Source organism: Nocardiopsis deserti (assembly GCF_008638355.1).
GTDB lineage: Bacteria > Actinomycetota > Actinomycetes > Streptosporangiales > Streptosporangiaceae > Nocardiopsis > Nocardiopsis alborubida.
In genome coordinates, this window is record NZ_VWVS01000015.1 from 187,033 (window position 1) to 207,647 (window position 20,615).

Consider the following 20,615-nt stretch of genomic DNA (forward strand, 5'->3'; position numbering starts at 1 on the left):
CGAGGGTGCCTCTGGCCGCCGGTGAAGGGTGTTGTGGGCCGCCTCCGGGGCGGACTCCGCCTTCCCGCGCGGGAGAACCGTGAAACCTGTGTGAAAAAATGTGATGATCGCGACATCGGGAACCCCCGGTCGGGTTACCGGACGGTAGGAAACCGCCTGGTGGGGCGCCTCGCGGCCCGCGGACCGGGGCCGTGAATCCCCGTGCCGCTCCTCACAGCCGGGCCGCGGCCGCCGCGGCCACCACCAGCGCCGTCGTCACCGCCGTCTCCGCCAGCGCGCCCAGTACGTCGCCCGTGACACCGCCCAGCCGCCGCACCGCCCGGCGCAGCACGAGGCCCGCCGCGAGCAGGCCCGCCGCCGCGGCGAGCACGCAGGCCAGCGCGAACCCCGGCGCGTACGCCCAGCCCGCCAGGCACACCAGCAGAACGGGAGCGGTGGCCAGCAGCGCGCCCGGAAGGCGCACGGTCCCCGCCACGAACGCGCCCAGGCCCTCGGGCCGTGCCGAGGGCACGCGCGGGGTGCACGCCAGGGTCACCGCCAGCCGCCCCGCGGCCCCGGCCGCCGCCGCGCCCGCCAGCGCCGCCTCCGCCGAGATCTGCGCCAGCTGGCCCAGGGCCAGGGCCTGCGCGGCGAGCACGACCACCAGGGTGACCACGCCGAACGGACCGATGTCGGACCGCCGCATCACCTCCAGGGCGCCCTCGGCCGGACGCGCGCTGCCCAGCCCGTCGGCCAGGTCGGCCAGGCCGTCCAGGTGCAGCCCCCGCGTCAGCAGCGCCCCCAGCCCGACGGCGAGCACCGCCGCCAGCGAGGCGGACAGGCCGGCCGCCGTCCCGAGCACGGCCGCGGCGCCGGTGAGGCCGCCCAGGAGCGCGCCCAGCACCGGCGCCCACACCATCGCCCACCCGGCCACGCGGCGGTCCAGCCGCCCCGCGCGCACCGGGAACACGGTGAACGTCCCCAGCGCCATCCGGGCCCCCGCGACCGCGTCGGCGGCGCGGGAGGGGTCGGGGGAGGAACAGCCCGGCGCGGAGCCGCCCGGGGGAGGAGCGTCCGCCGGGGAGCCGTCCGGGGAAGGACCGCCCGACGGCGAGCCGTTCGGGGGAGGCTCCTCCGAGGAAGGACCTTCCGGAGGGGGACCGGCGGCACCGCTCACGAGAGCTCCAGGACGCGGCCCGCGGTCACCAGCACCACGTCCTCGGACTCGGCGCCGATCCACTGGTTCAACCGGCCCAGGTGGTCGCGGAACAGTCCCCCCGCGCGGGTCGCGGGCACCACGCCCGACCCCACCTCGTTGGTGACCGCCACGACGTAGGCCTGGGTGGAACGCCAGGCCTCCAGCAGTCCGTGGACCGCCACCTCCACCTCGTCCTCCGCGTCGGGGGGAGGGCTCTCCTCCCACAGCCCGGCCTCACCCATCACCCAGGTCAGCCAGGTGCCCAGGCAGTCCACCAGGACCGCGCCCCGGGCGCCCTTGAGCAGCGCGGCCAGGTCGGTGGTCTGCTCGGTGCGCCACCACCAGGGGCGGCGCCGCACGTGCCGGGCCACCCGGTCGGCCCAGTCCGGGTCCGCGACCGGGTCGGGTACCGGGCCGGTCGCCGCGTACAGCACCTTCGGCTCCGACATCAGGCGCAGCTCCGCCTCGGTGGACTTGCCCGAGCGCGCGCCCCCGGTCACCAGGGTCCGGTGCGGCCCGCGCGGCCGCGACTCCGGCCACACCACCGGAGGGCACGACAGGACCTGTCCGTCACCCGGTACCAGGGCGCCCCACAGCCGGGCCCGGCGGGCGAACTCCTGGGGGGAGCGGACGCGGTGGTCGCCGCCGACCGCCACGACGGCCGTGGTCACCCCGACCACGCCCGAGCGGCGCAGTTCGCCGATGACCTCCGGGCGCTGCGCGGCGTCCACGATGACCATGTCCACCTGCTGGTCGGGGCGGGCGGAGGAGTAGCCGGAGGAGCCCTCGGCGCGCGCCTCCACCGGGGGGACTCCGGGCAGGGGGCCCGGGCCCGTGCGCGCGTACATCAGCCTGCCCCCGTCGGGGCCCTCGACCAGGACGCCGTCGGAGGTCGGGGTCACCGAGTACCCCGGGGGCACCGGGCCGACCGCCCCGGCCTCGCGGACGCGGAAGCGGTCGTCCACCGTCACGCGCAGGGGCAGTCGGCGCTCGGCGAGGGCCTTGTTGCAGGAGGCGCAGGTGCACTGGGGGGCGGGCCACCCCGAGTGCCCGGCTGTCCCGAGAAATCGGATACGCACCAAAAAAGTAAACAGCATCGTCCGTCAAGCCTTGGCTAAGCTCGGGCCAGGATCACGGTGACCGGCGCTGTGACCTCCGTGACGAAGGGGCGGTCGAACATGGCGTGGACCTGGCGGTACTTCGAGGCCGACGGAGCCGACCCGCTGGGGGCGGACCTGCCCTCGGAGTCGTTCACCTCGCGTGGCGACGCGGAGAGCTGGCTGGGGGAGAACTGGCAGGAGCTCGCCGAGGGCGGCGTGGGACGCGTCGCCCTGCTCGACGGCGACAAGGAGGTCTACGCGATGTCCCTGGAGCCCGTCGAGTAGGACCCGCCCGCCCGGGGGCCGCGAAGGCCTCCGGAGCGGCGGGGCCGCCTCCGGGACAATGGGGGCGTGATTCCTCCTCTGCGCGACATGGCCGTCCTGGAACTGGTCAACATCCCCCTGTTCGCGGTGGTGCTGTTCCTCCTCCTGGGCGTACCCGCCTCACCCGCCAACCTGGTCGGCTTCGCCCTCTTCGCCCTGCTGCTGGTGGAGGGCAGCGCCTACTGGTGGGTCAAGGTGCGCCAGCTGCGCGCGCGGGCCCGCCGCCCGGCGGGCATGGCGCTCTTTCGCGCCCTGAGGCTGGCCAACGTCCCGCTGTTCCTCGCGGGCGGCGCGGTGGTGGCCGCGGCCCTGGTCGGCGACGCCCCGTGGACGAGGGTGTGGCCGGGCCTGGGCCTGTGGCTCTTCGCGCTCCTGGAGCACGTCAACTACTTCCACGTCCAGTTGTCCCACCAGACGCGCGCCGACCTGGCGCGGCTGGTGCGCACCCGGCGCCTGCACCGCTCCCACCTGTCCCGGGACATGGCGCGCTGACCGCCCCGGCGCGGACGGTCGGCCGGAGCCTCCGGCGCGGGTCAGCCGGTGCTGGAGAGGGGGCGGCGGCCCTGCCACGGCCAGCGGTTCTCCAGCTCCACCTCCAGGGAGAAGCTGAGGAAGGTCCGGATGAGGACGATCCCGGCGAGCACCCCCACGGTGGCGAAGGTGGGCGACACCGCGACCGTGCGGATGATGTCCCCGGCGACGAGGAACTCCAGACCCAGCAGGATCGCCCGGCCCAGTCCCTGCCGGTAGGGCCGGTAGGCCGCGTCCAGCCCGTGTCCGCTGACCCACCGGTACAGGAACAGCGCGGTCGCGCCCAGCGCCCCGACGACGATGACGCCGACCCCGGCGACGTCGACGGCGGTGCCCACCGCCTCGATGACGTGCGCGATGTCCATGGAGCCCCCTCTTCGCCGCGTGCGTGCGGGCCAGCAGCTACCCAGGGCTGGCGGCGTGACACCAGGGGGCGGGTCGCCGCGGTCGGGGGAACGAGAACGGGCCCGGCCGCCCTGGGGACGGTCGGGCCCGCTGTGCCGAACACGGACCGGGGAGCAGGCCCGGAGAGGCGCGGTCTAGCCGCGGATGTTCTCGGGGCTCTTGGTCAGCGCAGGGTCGCGCTGGACGCTGTCGCCCAGGACCTCGTCGATCCTCGCCATCAGCTCGGTGTCCAGCCTGACCCCGGCCGCCTTGACGTTGCCCTCCACCTGCTCGGGGCGGGAGGCGCCGATGATCGCGGCCGACACGTTCGGGTTCTGCAGCACCCAGGCCACGGCCAGCTGCGCCAGCGTCAGGCCCGCCTCGGCGGCCAGCGGCTCCAGCCTCTGCACGCGCTCCAGCAGGACCTGGTCCTTCATCTGCTCGCTCAGGAAGCGGCCGCCGCCGGGGTCGGCGGCGCGCGAACCGGCGGGCAGCTCCTGGCCCGGCCTGTACTTGCCGCTCAGGACGCCGCCCTCGATCGGCGACCACACGATCTGGCCGACGCCCTCGCGCTCGGAGAGCGGCACGACCTCGGGCTCGATGACCCGCCACAGCATGTTGTACTTCGGCTGGTTGGAGACGATCCGGTCGAAGCCCATCTCGTCGGCGATCTTGAGCGCCTGCTCGATCTCCTCGGCGCGCCACTCGGAGACGCCGACGTAGAGGACCTTGCCCTGGCGGACCAGGTCCTCGAAGGCCCGCACGGTCTCCTCCAGCGGGGTGGAGTAGTCGAACCGGTGGGCCTGGTAGAGGTCCAGGTAGTCGGTCCCCAGACGGCGCAGGGAGTTCTCCACGCTGCGGACGATGTGCTTGCGGGACAGGCCCCGGTCGTTCTTGCCCTCGCCCGTGGGCCAGAAGACCTTGGAGAAGATCTCCAGCCCGTCGCGGCGCTCGCCCTTCAGCGCGCGGCCGAGCACCTCCTCCGCCCTGCCCCCGGCGTAGCCGTCGGCGGTGTCGAACGTGGTGATACCGGCGTCCAGCGCCGCGCGGACACAGGCCTTGGCCGTGTCCTCCTCCACCTGGGAGCCGTGCGTGATCCAGTTCCCGTAGGCGATCTCGCTGACCATGAGACCGCTGTTGCCCAGATGCCGAAATTCCATGTCGAGCACTCTAGTGGGGGATTGTGCTCGTTCGCGAGGTTCTGCGCAGGGCGAGTGGAAGCGCTCCCAGAGGGGGCGGAGCGAGGACTCGGGGGAGGGAGTGAGGGGCCGGTGCTGTGACCGGCCCGGGCTCACGTCGTCGGGGAGGCGGTGGCGGGAGGCCTCAGCGCGTGCGGCGGGGCGTGGGGTCCTCGCGGACCTTGAGCCGCGGCTTGGGCAGGCGCAGGCGGCGGAACTGGAGCTGGCGCATGGCCGCGTACATCCCGATGCCCTTGATGGCGGGGTCCTCGGGGAAGTACTCGGTGGCGCGCTTCTTGACCGTGCGGCCCACCATGACGCCCTCGGCGATGATGGTGACCATCATCAGCGGCCACAGGACGTAGGCCACGCCGATCTGGAACATCGGGTTGTTGACGAACAGCAGCGCGATGATCACGATCGAGAACGGCAGGAAGAACTCACTGGCGCTGCGGCGCGAGTCGACGAAGTCGCGGGCGAACGCCCGGGCCTCGCCGAGGTCCTGCTGCCGGTAGTAGCGCGCCTCGTCCTTGGGCACGCCCTTGATCGCGGAACTCGCGGTGCCCCTCCCGCGTTGGCGGTCGAGACGGTCCCGGTAGGCCTGGTAGGCCTCCTTGCGCGTCTCGGGCGCCTTGAGCGGTCGGCGGGGGGCCACCTCGGACTCCCTGCGCTTTGGGGTGGGCACACCCTTCTTGGGTGTGTATCCCTTAGGTTGGGTGGACTCAGTGGCCTCAGGGCTGGCGGATTCGGCGGAGGCCGGATCCGTGGCTGCGGAAGCGGAGCGACGTCGGAACACACCTTCAGGGTAGCCGGTCATAGCTTTATGGCGACCGCGGACCAGAGCGCGTAGGGTTGGGCAAAGCGCCCGCTGGGAACAGCCGATGTACGCACCGAGAAGGGGACGGCCACGCCGATGAGCGTGTTTCAGCGACTTTCGATGATCTTCAAGTCCAAGGCCAACAAGGCCTTGGACGCAGCCGAGGACCCAAGGGAAACCCTCGACTACTCGTACCAGAAGCAGCTTGAGCTCCTACAGAAGGTGCGTCGGGGCGTGGCCGACGTCGCGACCTCCCGCAAGCGCGTCGAGCTCCAGATCCAGCAGCTGGAGCAGCAGTCCGGCAAGCTGGAGAACCAGAGCCGCGCCGCCCTGACGCAGGGACGCGAGGACCTCGCCCGCGAGGCCCTGACCCGCCGCTCCGGTCTGGCCCAGCAGATCGAGAGCCTGCGTGAGCAGCACGCCAACCTCCAGGGCGAGGAGCAGAAGCTCACGATGGCGGCCCAGCGCCTCCAGAGCAAGGTGGACGCCTTCCGCACGCGCAAGGAGACCATCAAGGCCAACTACACCGCCGCCCAGGCCCAGACGCAGATCAGCGAGGCCTTCTCCGGCATCTCCGAGGAGATGGGCGACGTCGGCATGGCCGTCCAGCGCGCCGAGGACAAGACCGCCGAGATGCAGGCCCGCGCGGGCGCCGTGGACGAGCTCCTCGCCTCGGGCGCGCTCGACGACGTCACCGGCACCGCCAAGGACGACATCCAGAGCGAGCTGGACCGCATGGCCAGCACCACCGGCGTCGACGCCGAGCTGGAGCGCATGAAGATGGAGCTCGGCCAGGGCAGCGGCGGTTCCACCCCCCAGATCGAGGGCGGCAACGGTGCGGGCAGCACCGGCAGCACCGGCAACCGGGAGGGCGCGTGATCGTCCGCATCATGGGTGAGGGGCAGCTCGACCTCACCGACGCCGACCTCGAACTGCTCAACTCCTTCGACTCCGCGCTGGAGTCGGCGATCGAGTCGGGTGACGAGGACACGTTCCGCCGTGCCCTGCACGACCTCCTGGAGAGGGTCCGCGAGGACGGTCGGCCGCTGCCGCCCGACGCGCTGGAGCCCTCGCAGTTCATCCTCCCGCACGCCGACGCCACCATGGAAGAGGTGCGGGAGATGCTCCAGGACGACGGACTCATCCCCGGTTAGGACCGGCTTCTCCGTCCGGCGCACCGCCTCCGTCCAGGTGTGCCCGGACCGGTGAGTGCGCCCGGCGGGCCGGTTTCCGGTCGGCCGGTGCGACGCTCGGTGCCCGCGCGCGTGTTTCCAGGCCGCCGTGACCACGTGTCACGGCGGCTTTCGCGTGCCTGGGGTACACAGGCCGTGTGAACGGGACCGCGCATGACGCAGTCGCGCCGGGGCGCCCGTGACGGGAGCCGCGCGCGGGCCGTGTGGCGTGCGCCGCCCCAGGCTGAGGAACCCCGGCGGGACCCCCGTCCGTTGGACGTGGTGGAGGGGCAAGGGGGGAACGGGGGCCGCACCCGGTCCCGGAGGCCGGGGCCGCTCGGGGGAGGACCGGCGAACACGCGGCGGGCGGACCACCTCATACCCTTTCCCACCTGGTCGAACTACACTCCGAGACTGTCGACGCGTCGGCGGAGAGGACTACGGCATGGCCGGATCCAAGTTCAGACCTGACCGGGGACTGACCGCCCGCATGGTGACGACCATGGGCCTGCTCGCCCTCGTCTACGCGGCCTTCGTCGTCGGGCTGGTCCTGGTGGGCCTCAACGTGTGGCTGGTGCTGGTCATCGTCGTCGGGTTCGCGCTGTTCAGCTACTTCGCCTCCGACAGGATCGCCATGTTCGCCATGGGAGCCAAGGAGGTCTCCCCGGAGCAGGCGCCCGAGCTGCACGCCCTCATCGACCGGCTGTGCGCCATGGCGGACATGTCCAAGCCCCGCGTGGGGATCGCCGACACCGACGTGCCCAACGCCTTCGCCACCGGGCACAACGAGAAGTCCGCGGTCGTGTGTGTGACCACCGGCCTCATGCGCCGCCTCGACGGCCCCGAGCTGGAGGCGGTCCTGGCGCACGAGCTGTCCCACATCGCCCACCGCGACGTCATGGTGATGACCGTCGCCGGGTTCCTCGGCATCGTGGCCGGGTTCCTGACCCAGGCCGGGCTGCGCTTCGCGATGTTCGCCGGGGCGACGCGCGGCAACAACAACAACGGTCCCGCACCGGCCGTGGTCGCCCTTCTCGTCGTGGTCGTCAGCGCCGCGGCCTGGGCGCTCAGCTTCCTGCTCACCCGGGCGCTGTCGCGCTACCGGGAGCTGTCGGCCGACCGCGCCGCCGCCTACCTCACCGGGCGCCCGTCCGTGCTGGGCAGCGCCCTGACCAAGATCACCGGCGACATGTCCCGCATCCCCACCCGAGACCTGCGCCAGGCGGAGCCGTTCAACGCCTTCTTCTTCGCCCCGGCCTCCTCCCGCAAGGGGTTCAGCTTCAGCCAGCTGGTCGCCACCCATCCGCCCGTGCAGCAGCGGCTGGAGCAGCTGTCCGACATCTCGCGCCAGCTCGGGCAGGGGCGCTGACCCCGTCCGCGGAGGCCCGCCGGAGGGGACGACCGCGTCGGGCCGTTCCCTCCGGGAGCGGACGGCGGACGTACCGATCCGTCCCGAAGCGGGGCCGTCCCGGCCCGCGCGGAACCGACACGACCACGACGAGAGGACCGGCCACGATGAGCTTCTGGCGAGCGCTGTTCGGGCGCTCCGAACCGGCCCAGCCCGATCTCGACGCCCTGTTCGGCCTGCCCTCGGCGTCCGTCACCCTGCGGGCCGCCGCGGGCTTCACACCCACCGGCACCGGCTCCGTCGCCTTCCGCGCCACGGAGGGAGCCGCCTTCGCCGACCTGGAACGCGACGTCACCGAGCTGCTCAACGCCGACGGGGGGCCACCAGTCGGACAGGTCACCGACGACTACGGCTACACCTGGCTGGTGGTCCGCTCCGGCCGGTCCGCCCGGGAGCCGGGCGGGGCCGCCGACCCCGACATCGCGGGCCTGGTGACCGACCTGCACGCCGTCAACTCCACCCTGGAGACCAACGGCTACGGGCCCTCGCTCCTGTGCTCCCTGGTCGGCTTCACCGACGGCACGCGCTCGCTGGGGCTGGTCTACCTCTACAAGCGCGGCACCTTCTACCCCTTCGCCCCCCTCGGCGACGGCCGCCGGGACAACGCCCTGGAGCTCCAGGCCGAGGCCGCCATCGGCGGCGACCTGCCCCTGGAGGAGGACCGCTCCCGCTGGTTCCCCGTCTACGGGGCGCCCGGCCTCTGACCAGCCGGGGGGTACCCCGCACCGGGAGGAATGTGGCCTGGCACACTGGTGCGGTGCGTATCCTCATCGCTCCTGACAAGTTCGCCGGTACCCTCTCCGCCCTCGAAGCCGCGCAGGCGGTCGCCGACGGCTGGCACCGGACCGATCCCTCCGCCACGACGGACCTGCTGCCGCTCTCCGACGGCGGTCCCGGCTTCGTCGAGGTCCTGCACACGGCCCTCGGCGGCAAGGTGCACCGGACCGAGGTGACCGGCCCCCTCGGCGCGCCCGTGACCGCGGAGTACCTCCTGGACGGCGACACCGCCTACGTGGAGAGCGCCCAGGCCTGCGGTCTCCACCTGGTGCCCGCCGTTGACCGCGACCCCGGCCGCACCACCACCCACGGCGTCGGCGAGCTGGTCGCCCACGCGGTCCGCTCCGGCGCCCGCACCGTCGTCGTCGGCCTCGGCGGCAGCTCCACCAACGACGCCGGAGCCGGTCTCCTGGCCGCCCTGGGCGCCACCCCCGCAGACCGCCTCAGCCACGGCGGCGGCACCCTGGCCGACCCCGGGGACGTCGACCTCGACGCGGCCCGCCGGGCCCTGGCCGGGGTCCGCGTCGTCGCCGCCACCGACGTCGACAACCCCCTGCTGGGCATCCACGGAGCGAGCGCGGTCTTCGGCCCCCAGAAGGGCGCCGACCCCGACCAGGTGCAGCGCCTGGACGCCGCTCTCACCGCCTTCGCCGACCGCGTCGACCCCGCGGGCACCGTCCGCGACACCCCCGGAGCCGGAGCCGCGGGCGGCCTGGGCTTCGCCCTGCTCCTGCTCGGCGGCACCGTCGAGTCGGGCATCAGCCGCGTCCTGGACTCCGTGCGCCTGGCCGAGCGCCTCTCGGGGGCCGACCTGGTCATCACCGGCGAGGGCTCCTTCGACTCCCAGTCCCTGCGCGGCAAGCTGCCCCACGGCGTCGCCCAGGCCGCCAACAAGCACGGCGTCCCCTGCGTCGTCACCGCGGGCGCGGTCAAGGTCGGCCGCGCCGAGGCGGCCGCCGCCGGGATCACCGAGACCTACTCCCTCGTGGAGTCCTCGGGCTCGGTCGAGGCCGCCATGACCCGCTCCGCGGACGAGCTGCGCGCCCTGGCCGCCGACATCGCCCGCCGCTGGGCCCGCTGAGCCCCGGGTGAGGCCTGGTTCCGGGTGACCCCGGGCCTCGGCTGACGCTGGGTCTCGGGCAACCCGGGTCTCGGCTGACGCCGGGCCTCGGCTGGCGCTGGACCCCGTAGAACACGGCGGGGGCGGGGACGGCTCCGGGCCGACCCGCCCCCGCCTCTCGTCTTCCCGCGTCCCCGGCGCCTTCCGTGCCGCGGCGTGCAGCCGCCCGGCGCGGGGCGCGCACAAGAGGAAGCGGCGCCCCGGGAGGAGGTCCTCCCGGAGCGCCGCTCCGTGCCGTGACGGATCAGGCCGTGTGCGGCGCGGGCCGCTGCGGGCCGTTACTCCTCCAGGGCGTGCTCCTCGTAGGCCAGGATCTCGTGGCCGTCCTCCCCGTAGTGGAAGATCTCGAAGGTGGCGGCGGTCGGGTCGCCGTTGTCGTTGAAGTCGATGTTGCCGCTGACGCCCTGGTAGTTGATCTCCTCACCGTCGGCCAGCAGGTCGCGGCACTCGGCGAAGGTGCCGCACTCGGTGCCCTCGGGGCGGCTGACGTTGGGCAGCTCGGCGACGTACTCGGACGGGTTCACGCTGCCCGCGGCCTCGGCGGCCAGGGCGATCACGGTGACGCAGTCGTAGACCTGCGGGGCGAACTGGAAGACCTCAAGGTCCTCGGCGAAGCTGGTCAGGCCCTCCGTGAACTCGGGGTTGTCGGCGCTGGGGGCGATACCGGTGATGCCGGTGACGCTCTCGGGGTTGTCGGCGCTGACGGTCTCGCCCAGGTTCGGGTCGTTGAGGCCGTCGGTGACGTAGAGCTGCTCGCCCTCGACGTCGCTCTCCAGGAGCTGGGCGATGACCTGCGCGCCCTCCTCGAAGGCGATGAGCGCGACGGCGTCCGGCTCCTCGCTGGTGACGCTGGTGACGACCGAGTCGAAGGTGGTGGCCAGCGGGTCGTAGGTCTCGTTGACCACGACCTGGGCGCCCAGGCTCTCCAGTTCGGCCTGGAGGGCGCCCGCGTAGCCGCCGCCGTAGTCGTCGGCGCGCGCGACGATGGCGATGTTCTGGTTGCCGTTCTCGACCATCGTGCGGGCCATCACGACGGCGGAGAGCAGGTCGCTCGGCGCGGTGCGGAAGTAGTAGCCGTTGTCCTCGATCTCGCTCAGCTCGGCGGCGGTGTTGGAGCCCGAGCACTGGACGATCTCGGCACCGGTGATGGTGTCGTAGGTCGCCTGCGTCATACCGGAGGCGGCGGCGCCGATGACGGCGTTCACCTGGTCGGAGACGAGGTTGTTGGCGGCCTCGTTGGCCTGGGCGTTGTCGCCGGCCTCGTCGCCCTCGACCAGGTCGGGGACGTCGGTGCCGAGAATGCCGCCGGCCCCGTTGATCTCGGAGATCGCGTACTCGGCGGCGCGGAGCTGCGGCGGGCCGAGGAAGGCGAGGTTGCCGGTCTGCGGGTAGAGGATGCCGTAGGTGAACTCCTCACCGCCCTCACCGCCGCCGCCTCCTTCGCCCCCGTCGCTGCCACACGCGGTCAGGCCGAGGACGAGGGCCGCGGTTGCGGCAGTGAGGCCTAGGACCTTCTTGCTAGCCATGATCGTGGTCACTCCGTTCAACCGGCGAAGCACGCGCTGCGCGGAGCAGCCGTGCCATGAGCATGCGCGTCCTGAATGTCCGTGATGTGTGGCATGACTTAATCAGGAGCGTTAGCGGAGCTTAATCATGAAAGTTCTGGCGCGGAAAGGACGGAACGGGCGTTGGTGCCGACTCGCCGTCAGGCTGTTATGGCTCTGTAGTCATCATTGACATCCGGCGTTTCGTCTCTGTACAGATCACAGCTTTCCGTGCTCACGGGGTAGCGAACTGTCGCGGTGAGCAGGCATGACCAAGCCCGACCGTCAAGGGCGGCGGCCGGGCTGGAGGAAAGCCACAGGCGGGCTGTACACGGGTGTGAAGCGGTCCTTCCTGAAAACGAGAAAACCCTTGACCGCTATACGCGACACGGGAGGCGCGACCACATCGGAGGGCCCGCCCCCCAGTCCTGTCCCGGAGCAGCCCCCGACCTGTCCCGGAGCAGCCGTCGGCGGGTCCGGGACGGGGCGGCAGAGCGGGTCCGCGCCTGGTGGGCCCGCCGGGCGCCTCCGGGGCCCGCTACGCCTCCGGCAGTTCGCGCAGCATGCACGTGAGCCGGGAGGTGCACACCTTCCGGCCCCCGTCGTCGGTGATGGTGATGTCCCACGTGGCCAGCGTCCGGCCCAGGTGCACCGGGGTGGCCACACCGGTCACGTACCCCTCGGTGGCCGAGCGGTGGTGCGTGGCGTTGATCTCGATGCCGACCGCGACCTTGCCGAACCGGGACGCGTGGGCCGTGGCGCCGATCGACCCCAGGGACTCGGCCAACACGCACGAAGCGCCGCCGTGCAGCAGACCGAACGGCTGGACGTTGCCCTCCACCGGCATCCGGCCCACCACCCGCTCGGCGGACGCCTCCGTCACCTCGATGCCCATGCGCTCGCCCAGGCCGCCCGCCAAAGCGCCCGTGTCGAGCATCCGCCGCATCGCCTCGGAGTCCGTCGTCATGTGCCCTCCGCCTCCTCGGGACCCCGCCGCGGCCGGGCCCGGGCCGCGCCGGACCGGGGGCGGCGTCCCCGCCGTCGTGTCACTGCCCCCGCGGGTATGGCCGCGAAGTGTCTCCTCCGCATCCTAGGATTCGTCTGTGGTGACCAAGCGAGAGACCCCCGAACAGACATCCCGGACCGGCGACGGCGGCAGGCGCCCCCGGCTCCTCCTCCTGGACGGCCACTCGATGGCCTTCCGCGCGTTCTACGCGCTCCCGGTGGACAAGTTCGGCACGAGTACCGGGCAGTCGACCAACGCCGTGTACGGCTTCGCGTCGATGCTGGTCAAGCTGCTGCGCGACGAGGAGCCCACCCACGTCGCGGTGGCCTGGGACCTGTCCGGCCCCACCTTCCGGCACGAGGAGTACGCCGAGTACAAGGACGGCCGCTCCGACACCCCGCCGGAGTTCCCCTCCCAGGTGCCGCTCACCCAGGACCTGATGCGGCTGATCGGCGTCGCCAACCTGTCCGCACCGGGGTTCGAGGCCGACGACGTCATCGCCACCCTGGCCCACCAGGGCGGCGAGGCCGGGATGGAGGTGCTCATCGCCTCCGGCGACCGCGACGCCTTCCAGCTGGTCACCGACTCCTGCACGGTCCTGTACCCGGGCAAGAGCCTGTCGGACCTGCGGCGGATGGACCCCGCCGCGGTCGAGGACAAGTACGGGGTCACCCCCGAGCGCTACCGCGACCTGGCCGCCCTGGTGGGGGAGAAGGCCGACAACCTGCCCGGCGTGCCCGGAGTGGGCCCCAAGACCGCCGCCAAGTGGATCACCAAGTACGGGTCCCTGGACGAGCTGGTCGCCCACGCCGACGAGCTCGGCGGCAAGGCGGGGCAGAGCTTCCGCGACCACCTGGACGACGTCCTGCGCAACCAGCGGCTCAACCGGCTGGCCACGGACGTGGAGCTGGAGGCGGAGGTCACCGCCCTGGCCCTGGGCGAGGCCGACCGCACCGGGATCGACGCGCTCTTCGACAACCTGGAGTTCGCCTCCAACCTGCGCGAGCGCCTCTACGCCGTCATCCGGCTGCCCGAGGACGGCTCCGGGGAGGCGGGCTCCGAGGCGGTCGAGGGCTTCCGCGTGGAGCTGACCGTGGCCGGGACCGGCGAGCTGGCCGCCTGGCTGGCCGCGCACGCGGCCCCCGACGACGCGGTCTCCGACACCCTCACACCCACCGCGCCCGCCGGTCTCGCCCTGGACGGAACCTGGGGGCAGGGCACCGGCCGGGTGGACGCGCTGGCGATCAGCGTGCCCTCCGGCGACGCCGTGTTCGTCGACCCCACCGCCCTGGACCCGGCCGACACCGAGGCGCTGGCGGACTTCCTGGCCGACCCCCGCCGCCCCAAGGCGGTGCACGAGTACAAGGGCGCCCTGCTGGCCCTGGGCGCGCACGGGTGGGAGCTGGGCGGGGTGGTCAGCGACACCGCCCTGGCCGCCTACCTGGTCCAGCCGGGCCAGCGCCGTTTCGACCTGGCCGACCTGTGCCGCAGGTACCTGGGCCGGGAGCTGGAGGAGGACTCCTCCGGCGACCAGCTGACCCTGGACCTGGGCGACGAGGGCGGGGCGGGCTCCGGCCGCCAGCACCTGCTGGCCGTGCGCGCGAGCGCCACCCGCGACCTGGCCGGGGTCCTCTCCGCCGAACTCGACAAGCGCGGCGGCACCCATCTGCTGCACGAGGTCGAGCTGCCGCTGGTGGACGTGCTGGCACGCCTGGAGCGGGCGGGGATCGCCGCCGACCGCGCCTACCTGGAGGAGCTCCAGGGCGAGTTCGCCGCGGCGGGCCGCGGCGCGGTGGAGCGCGCGCACGAGATCGTGGGCCGCGAGTTCAACCTCGGCTCGCCCAAGCAGCTCCAGCAGGTCCTGTTCGAGGACCTGGGCCTGCCCAGGACCAAGAAGATCAAGACGGGCTACACCACCGACGCCGACGCGCTGGCGTGGCTGGCCGCCCAGACCGACAACGAGCTGCCCGCGGTCCTGCTGCACCACCGCGACCAGACCAAGCTGCGCACCACGGTCGAGGGGCTGATCAAGACCGTCGCCGACGACGGCCGCATCCACACCACCTTCAACCAGACGGTGGCGGCGACCGGGCGCCTCAGCTCCACCGATCCCAACCTCCAGAACATCCCGGTGCGCACCGACGTGGGGCGGCGCATCCGGCGCGCGTTCGTGGTGGGGGAGGGCTACGAGGAGCTGCTCACCGCCGACTACAGCCAGATCGAGCTGCGCATCATGGCTCACCTGTCGGGCGAGCAGGCGCTGATCGACGCCTTCAACAGCGGCTACGACTTCCACGCGCAGATGGCCGCGCAGATCTTCGACGTCGAGGTCGAGCGGGTGGACGGCGAGGCGCGGTCCAGGATCAAGGCCATGAGCTACGGCCTGGCCTACGGGCTGAGCGCCTACGGCCTGTCCCAGCAGCTGGGGATCACGCCGGAGGAGTCCAAGCGCCTGATGGAGGACTACTTCGCCGAGTTCGGCGGGGTGCGCGACTACCTCAACGCCGTGGTGGAGGAGGCCCGCCGGGTCGGCTACACCGAGACCATCCTGGGCAGGCGCCGCTACCTGCCCGACCTGACCAGCGACAACCGCCAGCGCCGGGAGATGGCCGAGCGGATGGCGCTCAACGCGCCGATCCAGGGGTCGGCCGCCGACATCATCAAGGTGGCCATGCTCCGGGTGGACGCGGCCCTCACCGAGGGCGGGTTCACCTCGCGGGTCCTGCTCCAGGTGCACGACGAACTCGTGGTGGAGGTCGCCCCCGGCGAGCGCGGGGAGGTCGAAAACATCGTGGCGCGCGAGATGAGCTCCGCCTATGATCTGCGTGTGCCGCTGGCCGTCTCGGTCGGCAGCGGCCAGAACTGGCACGACGCCGCGCACTGACAGGGTCCGCGGCCCGCGTACGACGGGAGGGCGGGGACGGTGACGACACGGGGCACGGCTGACGAGGGGCTGAGCGCGGGTCCGGTGACCGTTCCCGCCGACGCCCTCACGTGGCGGTTCTCACGCTCCTCGGGGCCCGGCGGCCAGCACGTCAACACCTCCGACACCCGGGTGTCGCTGTCGTTGGACGTGGCGGCCTGCCCCGGCCTGGGCGGCACGCGGCGCCAGCGCGCGCTGGAGCGGCTCCGGGGGCGCCTGGTCGGGGACGTGCTCACGGTCACGGTGCAGACCCACCGCTCGCAGTCGCGCAACCGGGCCGAGGCCCGGGAGCGGATGGCCGCCCTGCTGGAGGAGGCGATCGCGCCGCCCGCCCGCGAGCGCCGTGCGACCCGTCCGAGCCGCAGGGCCAAGCAGCGCCGTCTGGACGCCAAGAAACAGCGGAGCGCGGTCAAACGGTCACGCTCCAAGCCCTCCGCGGACTGACCGTAACCGGCTCTTCGTACTTTTTCTTCCGGGCCCGCGCCGGTGCCCCAGCCACCGGCGCGCGGCCGTCCCACGGGGACGAAAACCCCGTTCGGACGTGGGTCTACCCCCCAGTTGATCTTGACCGCCATGCTCGGGTAAATTGCCGCCATTGCGACCTACGTCAGGTTGGCTGCCCTGGGTTCCGATTGACCAGGACGCCCTTGTCTCATATTCTGGCGGGAGCGTTGTGGGTTCTTGCGTGCGTCCGCTGTCTCCGATGAGGGTCGGCGGGGTCGCGCCGCTCCGGTCGACACCCTGCACCTGGCGATTGGTGTCCAGGCGGTTCATCGCCGCCTCGGCTCCGCTCCTCGGACGACGGATCGACGGGTTCGAACCCGCGATGTGACCATCTTTCTGAATCTGTCCGTATCCGGAGTCCACCCACACATGACGAGCAGCACCGAGGCCACCTCGACACCCCAGGTAGCGGTCAACGACATCGGGTCCGAGGAAGCCTTCCTCGCGGCGATCGACGAGACCATCAAGTACTTCAACGACGGTGACATTGTCGAGGGCACCATCGTGAAGGTCGATCGAGACGAGGTCTTGCTCGACATCGGCTACAAGACCGAGGGTGTGATTCCCTCACGGGAACTCTCGATCAAGCACGACGTCGACCCCGGCGAGGTTGTTGCCGTCGGTGACCAGGTCGAGGCCCTCGTCCTCCAGAAGGAGGACAAGGAAGGCCGCCTGATCCTGTCCAAGAAGCGCGCCCAGTACGAGCGCGCCTGGGGCACGATCGAGAAGATCAAGGAGGAGGACGGCGTCGTCACCGGCACCGTCATCGAGGTCGTCAAGGGCGGCCTCATCCTCGACATCGGTCTGCGCGGCTTCCTGCCCGCCTCCCTGGTCGAGATGCGCCGTGTGCGCGACCTCCAGCCCTACGTCGGCCGCGAGCTCGAGGCGAAGATCATCGAGCTGGACAAGAACCGCAACAACGTGGTCCTGTCCCGCCGCGCCTGGCTCGAGCAGACCCAGTCGGAGGTCCGCCAGACCTTCCTCAACACCCTCCAGAAGGGCCAGATCCGCAAGGGTGTGGTCTCCTCGATCGTCAACTTCGGTGCGTTCGTGGACCTGGGCGGCGTCGACGGCCTGGTGCACGTCTCCGAGCTGTCCTGGAAGCACATCGACCACCCGAGCGAGGTCGTCGAGGTCGGCCAGGAGGTCACCGTCGAGGTTCTCGACGTGGACATGGAGCGCGAGCGCGTCTCCCTGTCGCTCAAGGCGACCCAGGAAGACCCGTGGCAGCAGTTCGCCCGGACCCACCAGATCGGCCAGGTCGTTCCCGGCAAGGTCACCAAGCTGGTTCCGTTCGGTGCGTTCGTGCGCGTCGAGGAGGGCATCGAGGGCCTGGTCCACATCTCCGAGCTGGCCGAGCGCCACGTCGAGGTGCCCGAGCAGGTCGTCCAGGTCGGCACCGAGATCTTCGTCAAGATCATCGACATCGACCTCGACCGCCGCCGCATCAGCCTCTCGCTGAAGCAGGCCAACGAGAGCGTCTCGCCGGACCAGGTGGACTTCGACCCCACCCTCTACGGCATGGCCGCGGAGTACGACGAGCAGGGCAACTACAAGTACCCCGAGGGCTTCGACGCGGACAGCGGCGAGTGGCTCGAGGGCTTCGAGGCCCAGCGCGACGAGTGGGAGCGCAGCTACGCCGAGGCCCAGGCCCGGTTCGAGGCGCACCGCAAGCAGGTCGAGGAGGCGCGTGCGGCCGAGGCCGACGCCGCCAACGCTCCTGCCCCGGCGGAGGAGGACGAGTACACCGGCGGCGGACAGAGCGCCAGCTCGTCCGGCTCCGAGTCCTCCAGCGGCGCCCTGGCCTCCGACGAGGCCCTGGCCGCCCTGCGCGAGAAGCTCGCGGGTGGCGAGGCCTAAACAGCCTCTGAGGCAGTACTGAGAAGCAGCCTGGGGCCGTTCCCTCTCCGGAGGGGGCGGCCCTTCGCCGTGCCCGGCCCCGGCGGGTCTCGCGGCGCCGCCGGGGCCGGGGGCTAGGCTCTTGGTGTGTCCCCCGACGGAGGGGCCCCTCAGGAGGAGACGTGTTCGACATCCACCCGGCCGCCCCCGCCGACGCGGGCGAGGTCTTCACCCTCCAGCGGGCGGCGTTCGTCGACGAGGCCCAGGCCTTCGGCGACCCGTTCGTGCTGGCGCTGACCGAGAGCCTGGAGAGAGTGGAGAGACTTCTGGGGCAGGAGGACACCCTCGTGCTCAAGGCGGTCGCCGGAACCCGCCTGGTCGGCGCGGTGCGGGCGAGGGTGATGGGCGCCGGCGCGGTGCTCTCCCGCCTGGCGGTCGTGCCCGACCTGCGCCGCCGGGGGATCGCGCGGGCGCTGCTCGCCGACCTCGAAGGCCGCCTGCGCGAACGCTATCCCGACCTGGCCTCGCTCACCCTGTCCGCGGGGGCCCAGGACACCGGGCAGCAGCGGCTCTACCGCGGTCTGGGGTACGCCGAGACCTCCCGCGAGCGCGTCGCCGAGCACCTGGTCATGGTGCACATGCGCAAGGAGCTCACACCGGCCGGAGAGCGCGCGGACGGCGCCGCCCGGGCCGCGCGGTAGGCGGGGCGCCGTGAACCGGACCGAAGCGGCCGTCTAGGGTTTCGGACATGCTCAAAGTGGGACTCACCGGTGGGATCGGCTCGGGCAAGAGCGCGGTCGCGGCCGGACTGGCTGCCAACGGCGCCACCGTGGTCGACGCCGACGCCATCGCCCGGGAGGTCGTCGAACCCGGCACACCGGGGCTGGAGGCGGTCGTCGCCGAGTTCGGTGAGCGGGTGCTCACCCCGGACGGGCGGCTGGACCGGCCCCGGCTCGGGGAGATCGTCTTCGCCGACGAGGACAGCCTGAACAGGCTCAACGCCATCGTGCACCCCCTGGTGGGCGAGCGCAGCGCCCAGCTCATGGAGGAGGCCGTCGCCTCCGGCGTGGAGGTGGTGGTCTACGACGTCCCGCTGCTGGTGGAGAACGGCCTGGGGCCGCTCTACGACGTGGTGGTCGTGGTGGACGCCCCCGACGCGGTGCGGGTGGAGCGGGTCGCGACCGACCGCGGCATGCCGCGCGAGCAGGTGGAGGCCCGCATCCGCGCGCAGGCCGACCGGGAAACCCGCCTGGCCGCCGCCGACCTGGTGGTGGACAACTCCGGCACCCGCGAGGAGCTGGCTGAACGGGTCGCCGAGCTCTGGCGCGAACTCCTCAGGCGGGCGCGGTAGCGGTCCCCTCCCCGCCCACCCCGCCTACGCCGAGGGCCGCGACGCCCCAGCAGGTCAGCGCGGCCGCCAGGTACAGCAGCGCCGTCGCGACGTCGCCCGGGTGCAGGAACAGGTCCGGGGCCAGCTCCCAGACCAGGTACACCACGACGTCGCGCAGGAACGGCAGCAGTCCGACACAGGCCACGGCCGCCACCACGGCGTAGGCCGCGGCCTCGCCCCAGGGAATCCACTCCCCCCGCCGCAGCCTGGCCCACACGACCAGGACGCCGACCGCGGTCCAGCCCAGGACCAGCAGCAGATGGAACGCGTCGTACCAGGTCAGTGCGAGGGCCGCGCCGCCCACGAACACGAGGCCGGCCAGGGCCGTCACCACCCGGGACCGGGGACGCGCCCTGCCGGGGCGGCGGACCGCCTCCCGCAGGCCCGTGGCGGAGGGGTCCGGAGCCCACAACCCGGCGCCGGGACCGCCGAGTTCGGCCGCCCGTCCCAGGAACTCCCTCTCCAGCCGCTCCGACGTACGGCGGGACCTCCACAGCTCGACCGCGGGGACCGTTCCCGGCCCGGACTCCGCCAGCCGCCTCCAGCGCCGGTGCGCCGCGACCGCCCTGTGCGCCGCGAGACCGAGCCGGAGCGGGCGGCGGATGTCCCCCTCCGACAGCTCCGGCCACCCGGGAGCGCCCCGGCGCGGGAAACCGCGCCGGTGCCGCAGGTTCACGCGTACGAACGCCGCCCACTCCTCCCGCCGCGCGAGGGCGACCGCCTCGGCGGTCCTGCTGTCGGGCCCCAGCACGTGGTGGGCCTCGACGACGCGGTCGGTCGCCTCCTGGAGGTCGAGCAGGAGGCGGTGCTCGGGCCAGGGCTCTTCCGACCGGCCCAGGCCGCCGCCCACGTGCGGCAGCAGGTAGTCCACTCCGTGGACGAGCGTGCCGTCCCCCTGGCGGGCGGAGCCGGGGCGGGCGGTGGCCAACAGCACGAGGGCGGTGACGGCGAACAGCAGGGCCGCGGCGGTGTTCGGCACCGCCCCGGGCATGAGGAACGCGAGCGCCCGCGCCAGGAGGGAGTTCAGCAGCGGCGGTTCGACGGTGACGGGGCTGGACACCGCGGCCAGGAGGGCGAACTGCCGGGTGCTGAACCCCGGGTACCCGTACCCCAGGCCCGTGAACAGGTAGACCCACCCGCCGACGCCCAGGATCAGGGTCGCCACCGCTCCGACGAGGGGTTCGCCGGAGAACAGGAGCAGCACGGCGGCGCCCGCGCAGACCGCGGCCAGCCAGGAGTGCAGGGGATCGTGTAGGGGCGGCCCCTGCGCCGTTCGGCTGGCGGGGCCGCCGCGGGGGGCGGCCGTGTGCGCGGGCAGGTGCTCGGCGAGTTCGAGGGGCAGGTCGGGGCGCAGGGTGGCGCGGGCGTGCATGGGGCCTCGTGGGGGAGCGGAGTTCGGCCGGGTGGAGGAGAAGGCTAAC

At 72.6% G+C, this 20,615-nt stretch carries 20 protein-coding genes; 12 read left to right on the forward strand and 8 right to left on the reverse strand.

Going from position 1 to position 20,615, the window contains the following annotated elements:
* Positions 1–211: 211 nt before the first annotated feature.
* Positions 212–970 (reverse strand): adenosylcobinamide-GDP ribazoletransferase, encoded by a 759-nt coding sequence (locus FYW99_RS20820; protein WP_150253711.1) that lies wholly within the window; start codon positions 968–970, stop codon positions 212–214.
* 182 nt (positions 971–1,152) lie between these two features.
* Positions 1,153–2,148 carry a bifunctional adenosylcobinamide kinase/adenosylcobinamide-phosphate guanylyltransferase gene (locus FYW99_RS20825; RefSeq protein WP_150253832.1) on the reverse strand — a complete coding sequence of 332 codons (996 nt, stop codon included), beginning with the start codon at positions 2,146–2,148 and terminating at the stop codon, positions 1,153–1,155.
* A 207-nt stretch (positions 2,149–2,355) separates the two neighbouring features.
* On the opposite strand from FYW99_RS20825, the gene FYW99_RS20830 reads away from it, so the two are divergent.
* Both FYW99_RS20830 and FYW99_RS20835 read left to right on the forward strand, forming a co-directional pair.
* Positions 2,356–2,562: a hypothetical protein gene (locus tag FYW99_RS20830; protein ID WP_150253712.1), complete on the forward strand. Its 207-nt coding sequence runs from the start codon at positions 2,356–2,358 to the stop codon at positions 2,560–2,562.
* 66 nt (positions 2,563–2,628) lie between these two features.
* A complete protein-coding gene (locus FYW99_RS20835) occupies positions 2,629–3,093 on the forward strand; it encodes a hypothetical protein (protein ID WP_223839310.1) in 465 nt (154 codons plus the stop codon).
* Between the two features lie 41 nt (positions 3,094–3,134).
* Here FYW99_RS20835 and FYW99_RS20840 read toward each other — a convergent pair whose 3' ends face one another.
* The 3 genes from FYW99_RS20840 to FYW99_RS20850 all read right to left on the reverse strand — a co-directional run bounded on the left by FYW99_RS20840 (position 3,135) and on the right by FYW99_RS20850 (position 5,511).
* A complete protein-coding gene (locus tag FYW99_RS20840; RefSeq protein WP_150253713.1) occupies positions 3,135–3,497 on the reverse strand; it encodes a DUF1622 domain-containing protein in 363 nt (120 codons plus the stop codon).
* A gap of 174 nt (positions 3,498–3,671) precedes the next feature.
* The gene (locus FYW99_RS20845; RefSeq protein ID WP_190394743.1) at positions 3,672–4,676 is read right to left on the reverse strand and encodes an aldo/keto reductase family protein; all 1,005 of its coding nucleotides are present in this window, start codon (positions 4,674–4,676) and stop codon (positions 3,672–3,674) included.
* Between the two features lie 163 nt (positions 4,677–4,839).
* Positions 4,840–5,511 (reverse strand): DUF3043 domain-containing protein, encoded by a 672-nt coding sequence (locus FYW99_RS20850; RefSeq protein ID WP_150253714.1) that lies wholly within the window; start codon positions 5,509–5,511, stop codon positions 4,840–4,842.
* Between the two features lie 96 nt (positions 5,512–5,607).
* Between FYW99_RS20850 and FYW99_RS20855 the strand changes: the two genes are divergently transcribed.
* From FYW99_RS20855 to FYW99_RS20875, 5 genes are all read left to right on the forward strand, one after another.
* Entirely contained in the window at positions 5,608–6,390 is a 783-nt protein-coding gene (locus FYW99_RS20855) for a PspA/IM30 family protein (protein ID WP_150253715.1), read from the forward strand.
* Positions 6,387–6,665, forward strand: a complete 279-nt coding sequence (gene pspAA, locus FYW99_RS20860; protein ID WP_150253716.1) for a PspA-associated protein PspAA — start codon at positions 6,387–6,389, stop codon at positions 6,663–6,665. The genes FYW99_RS20855 and pspAA overlap by 4 nt, the downstream gene beginning before the upstream one ends.
* 463 nt (positions 6,666–7,128) lie before the next feature.
* Positions 7,129–8,052, forward strand: coding sequence for a zinc metalloprotease HtpX (htpX, locus tag FYW99_RS20865; protein ID WP_150253717.1), 924 nt, complete (start codon positions 7,129–7,131; stop codon positions 8,050–8,052).
* Between the two features lie 146 nt (positions 8,053–8,198).
* Positions 8,199–8,795: a PspA-associated protein PspAB gene (pspAB, locus tag FYW99_RS20870; RefSeq protein ID WP_150253718.1), complete on the forward strand. Its 597-nt coding sequence runs from the start codon at positions 8,199–8,201 to the stop codon at positions 8,793–8,795.
* Positions 8,796–8,848: 53 nt separating this feature from the next.
* Entirely contained in the window at positions 8,849–9,949 is a 1,101-nt protein-coding gene (locus tag FYW99_RS20875) for a glycerate kinase family protein (RefSeq protein ID WP_150253719.1), read from the forward strand.
* A gap of 317 nt (positions 9,950–10,266) precedes the next feature.
* Here the strand turns inward: FYW99_RS20875 and FYW99_RS20880 are convergent, their stop codons facing one another.
* On the reverse strand, positions 10,267–11,514 hold the full coding sequence (locus FYW99_RS20880) for an ABC transporter substrate-binding protein (RefSeq protein ID WP_150253720.1): 1,248 nt from the start codon (positions 11,512–11,514) through the stop codon (positions 10,267–10,269).
* A gap of 556 nt (positions 11,515–12,070) precedes the next feature.
* Positions 12,071–12,499, reverse strand: a complete 429-nt coding sequence (locus tag FYW99_RS20885) for a PaaI family thioesterase (RefSeq protein ID WP_150253721.1) — start codon at positions 12,497–12,499, stop codon at positions 12,071–12,073.
* Between the two features lie 136 nt (positions 12,500–12,635).
* Here FYW99_RS20885 and polA point away from each other — a divergent pair, with 136 nt between their 5' ends.
* The 5 genes from polA to coaE all read left to right on the forward strand — a co-directional run bounded on the left by polA (position 12,636) and on the right by coaE (position 19,155).
* Complete coding sequence (gene polA / locus FYW99_RS20890; RefSeq protein WP_150253722.1) at positions 12,636–15,422, forward strand: DNA polymerase I; 2,787 nt, start codon at positions 12,636–12,638, stop codon at positions 15,420–15,422.
* A gap of 39 nt (positions 15,423–15,461) precedes the next feature.
* Positions 15,462–15,905, forward strand: a complete 444-nt coding sequence (gene arfB, locus FYW99_RS20895; protein ID WP_150253723.1) for an alternative ribosome rescue aminoacyl-tRNA hydrolase ArfB — start codon at positions 15,462–15,464, stop codon at positions 15,903–15,905.
* 429 nt (positions 15,906–16,334) lie between these two features.
* Positions 16,335–17,825, forward strand: a complete 1,491-nt coding sequence (gene rpsA, locus FYW99_RS20900; protein WP_150253724.1) for a 30S ribosomal protein S1 — start codon at positions 16,335–16,337, stop codon at positions 17,823–17,825.
* Positions 17,826–17,986: 161 nt separating this feature from the next.
* Positions 17,987–18,505 (forward strand): GNAT family N-acetyltransferase, encoded by a 519-nt coding sequence (locus FYW99_RS20905; protein ID WP_150253725.1) that lies wholly within the window; start codon positions 17,987–17,989, stop codon positions 18,503–18,505.
* Between the two features lie 47 nt (positions 18,506–18,552).
* Positions 18,553–19,155: a dephospho-CoA kinase gene (gene coaE / locus FYW99_RS20910; RefSeq protein ID WP_150253726.1), complete on the forward strand. Its 603-nt coding sequence runs from the start codon at positions 18,553–18,555 to the stop codon at positions 19,153–19,155.
* Here coaE and FYW99_RS20915 read toward each other — a convergent pair.
* Positions 19,139–20,566, reverse strand: a complete 1,428-nt coding sequence (locus FYW99_RS20915) for a threonine/serine exporter family protein (protein WP_150253727.1) — start codon at positions 20,564–20,566, stop codon at positions 19,139–19,141. The genes coaE and FYW99_RS20915 overlap by 17 nt on opposite strands.
* Positions 20,567–20,615: the final 49 nt, after the last annotated feature.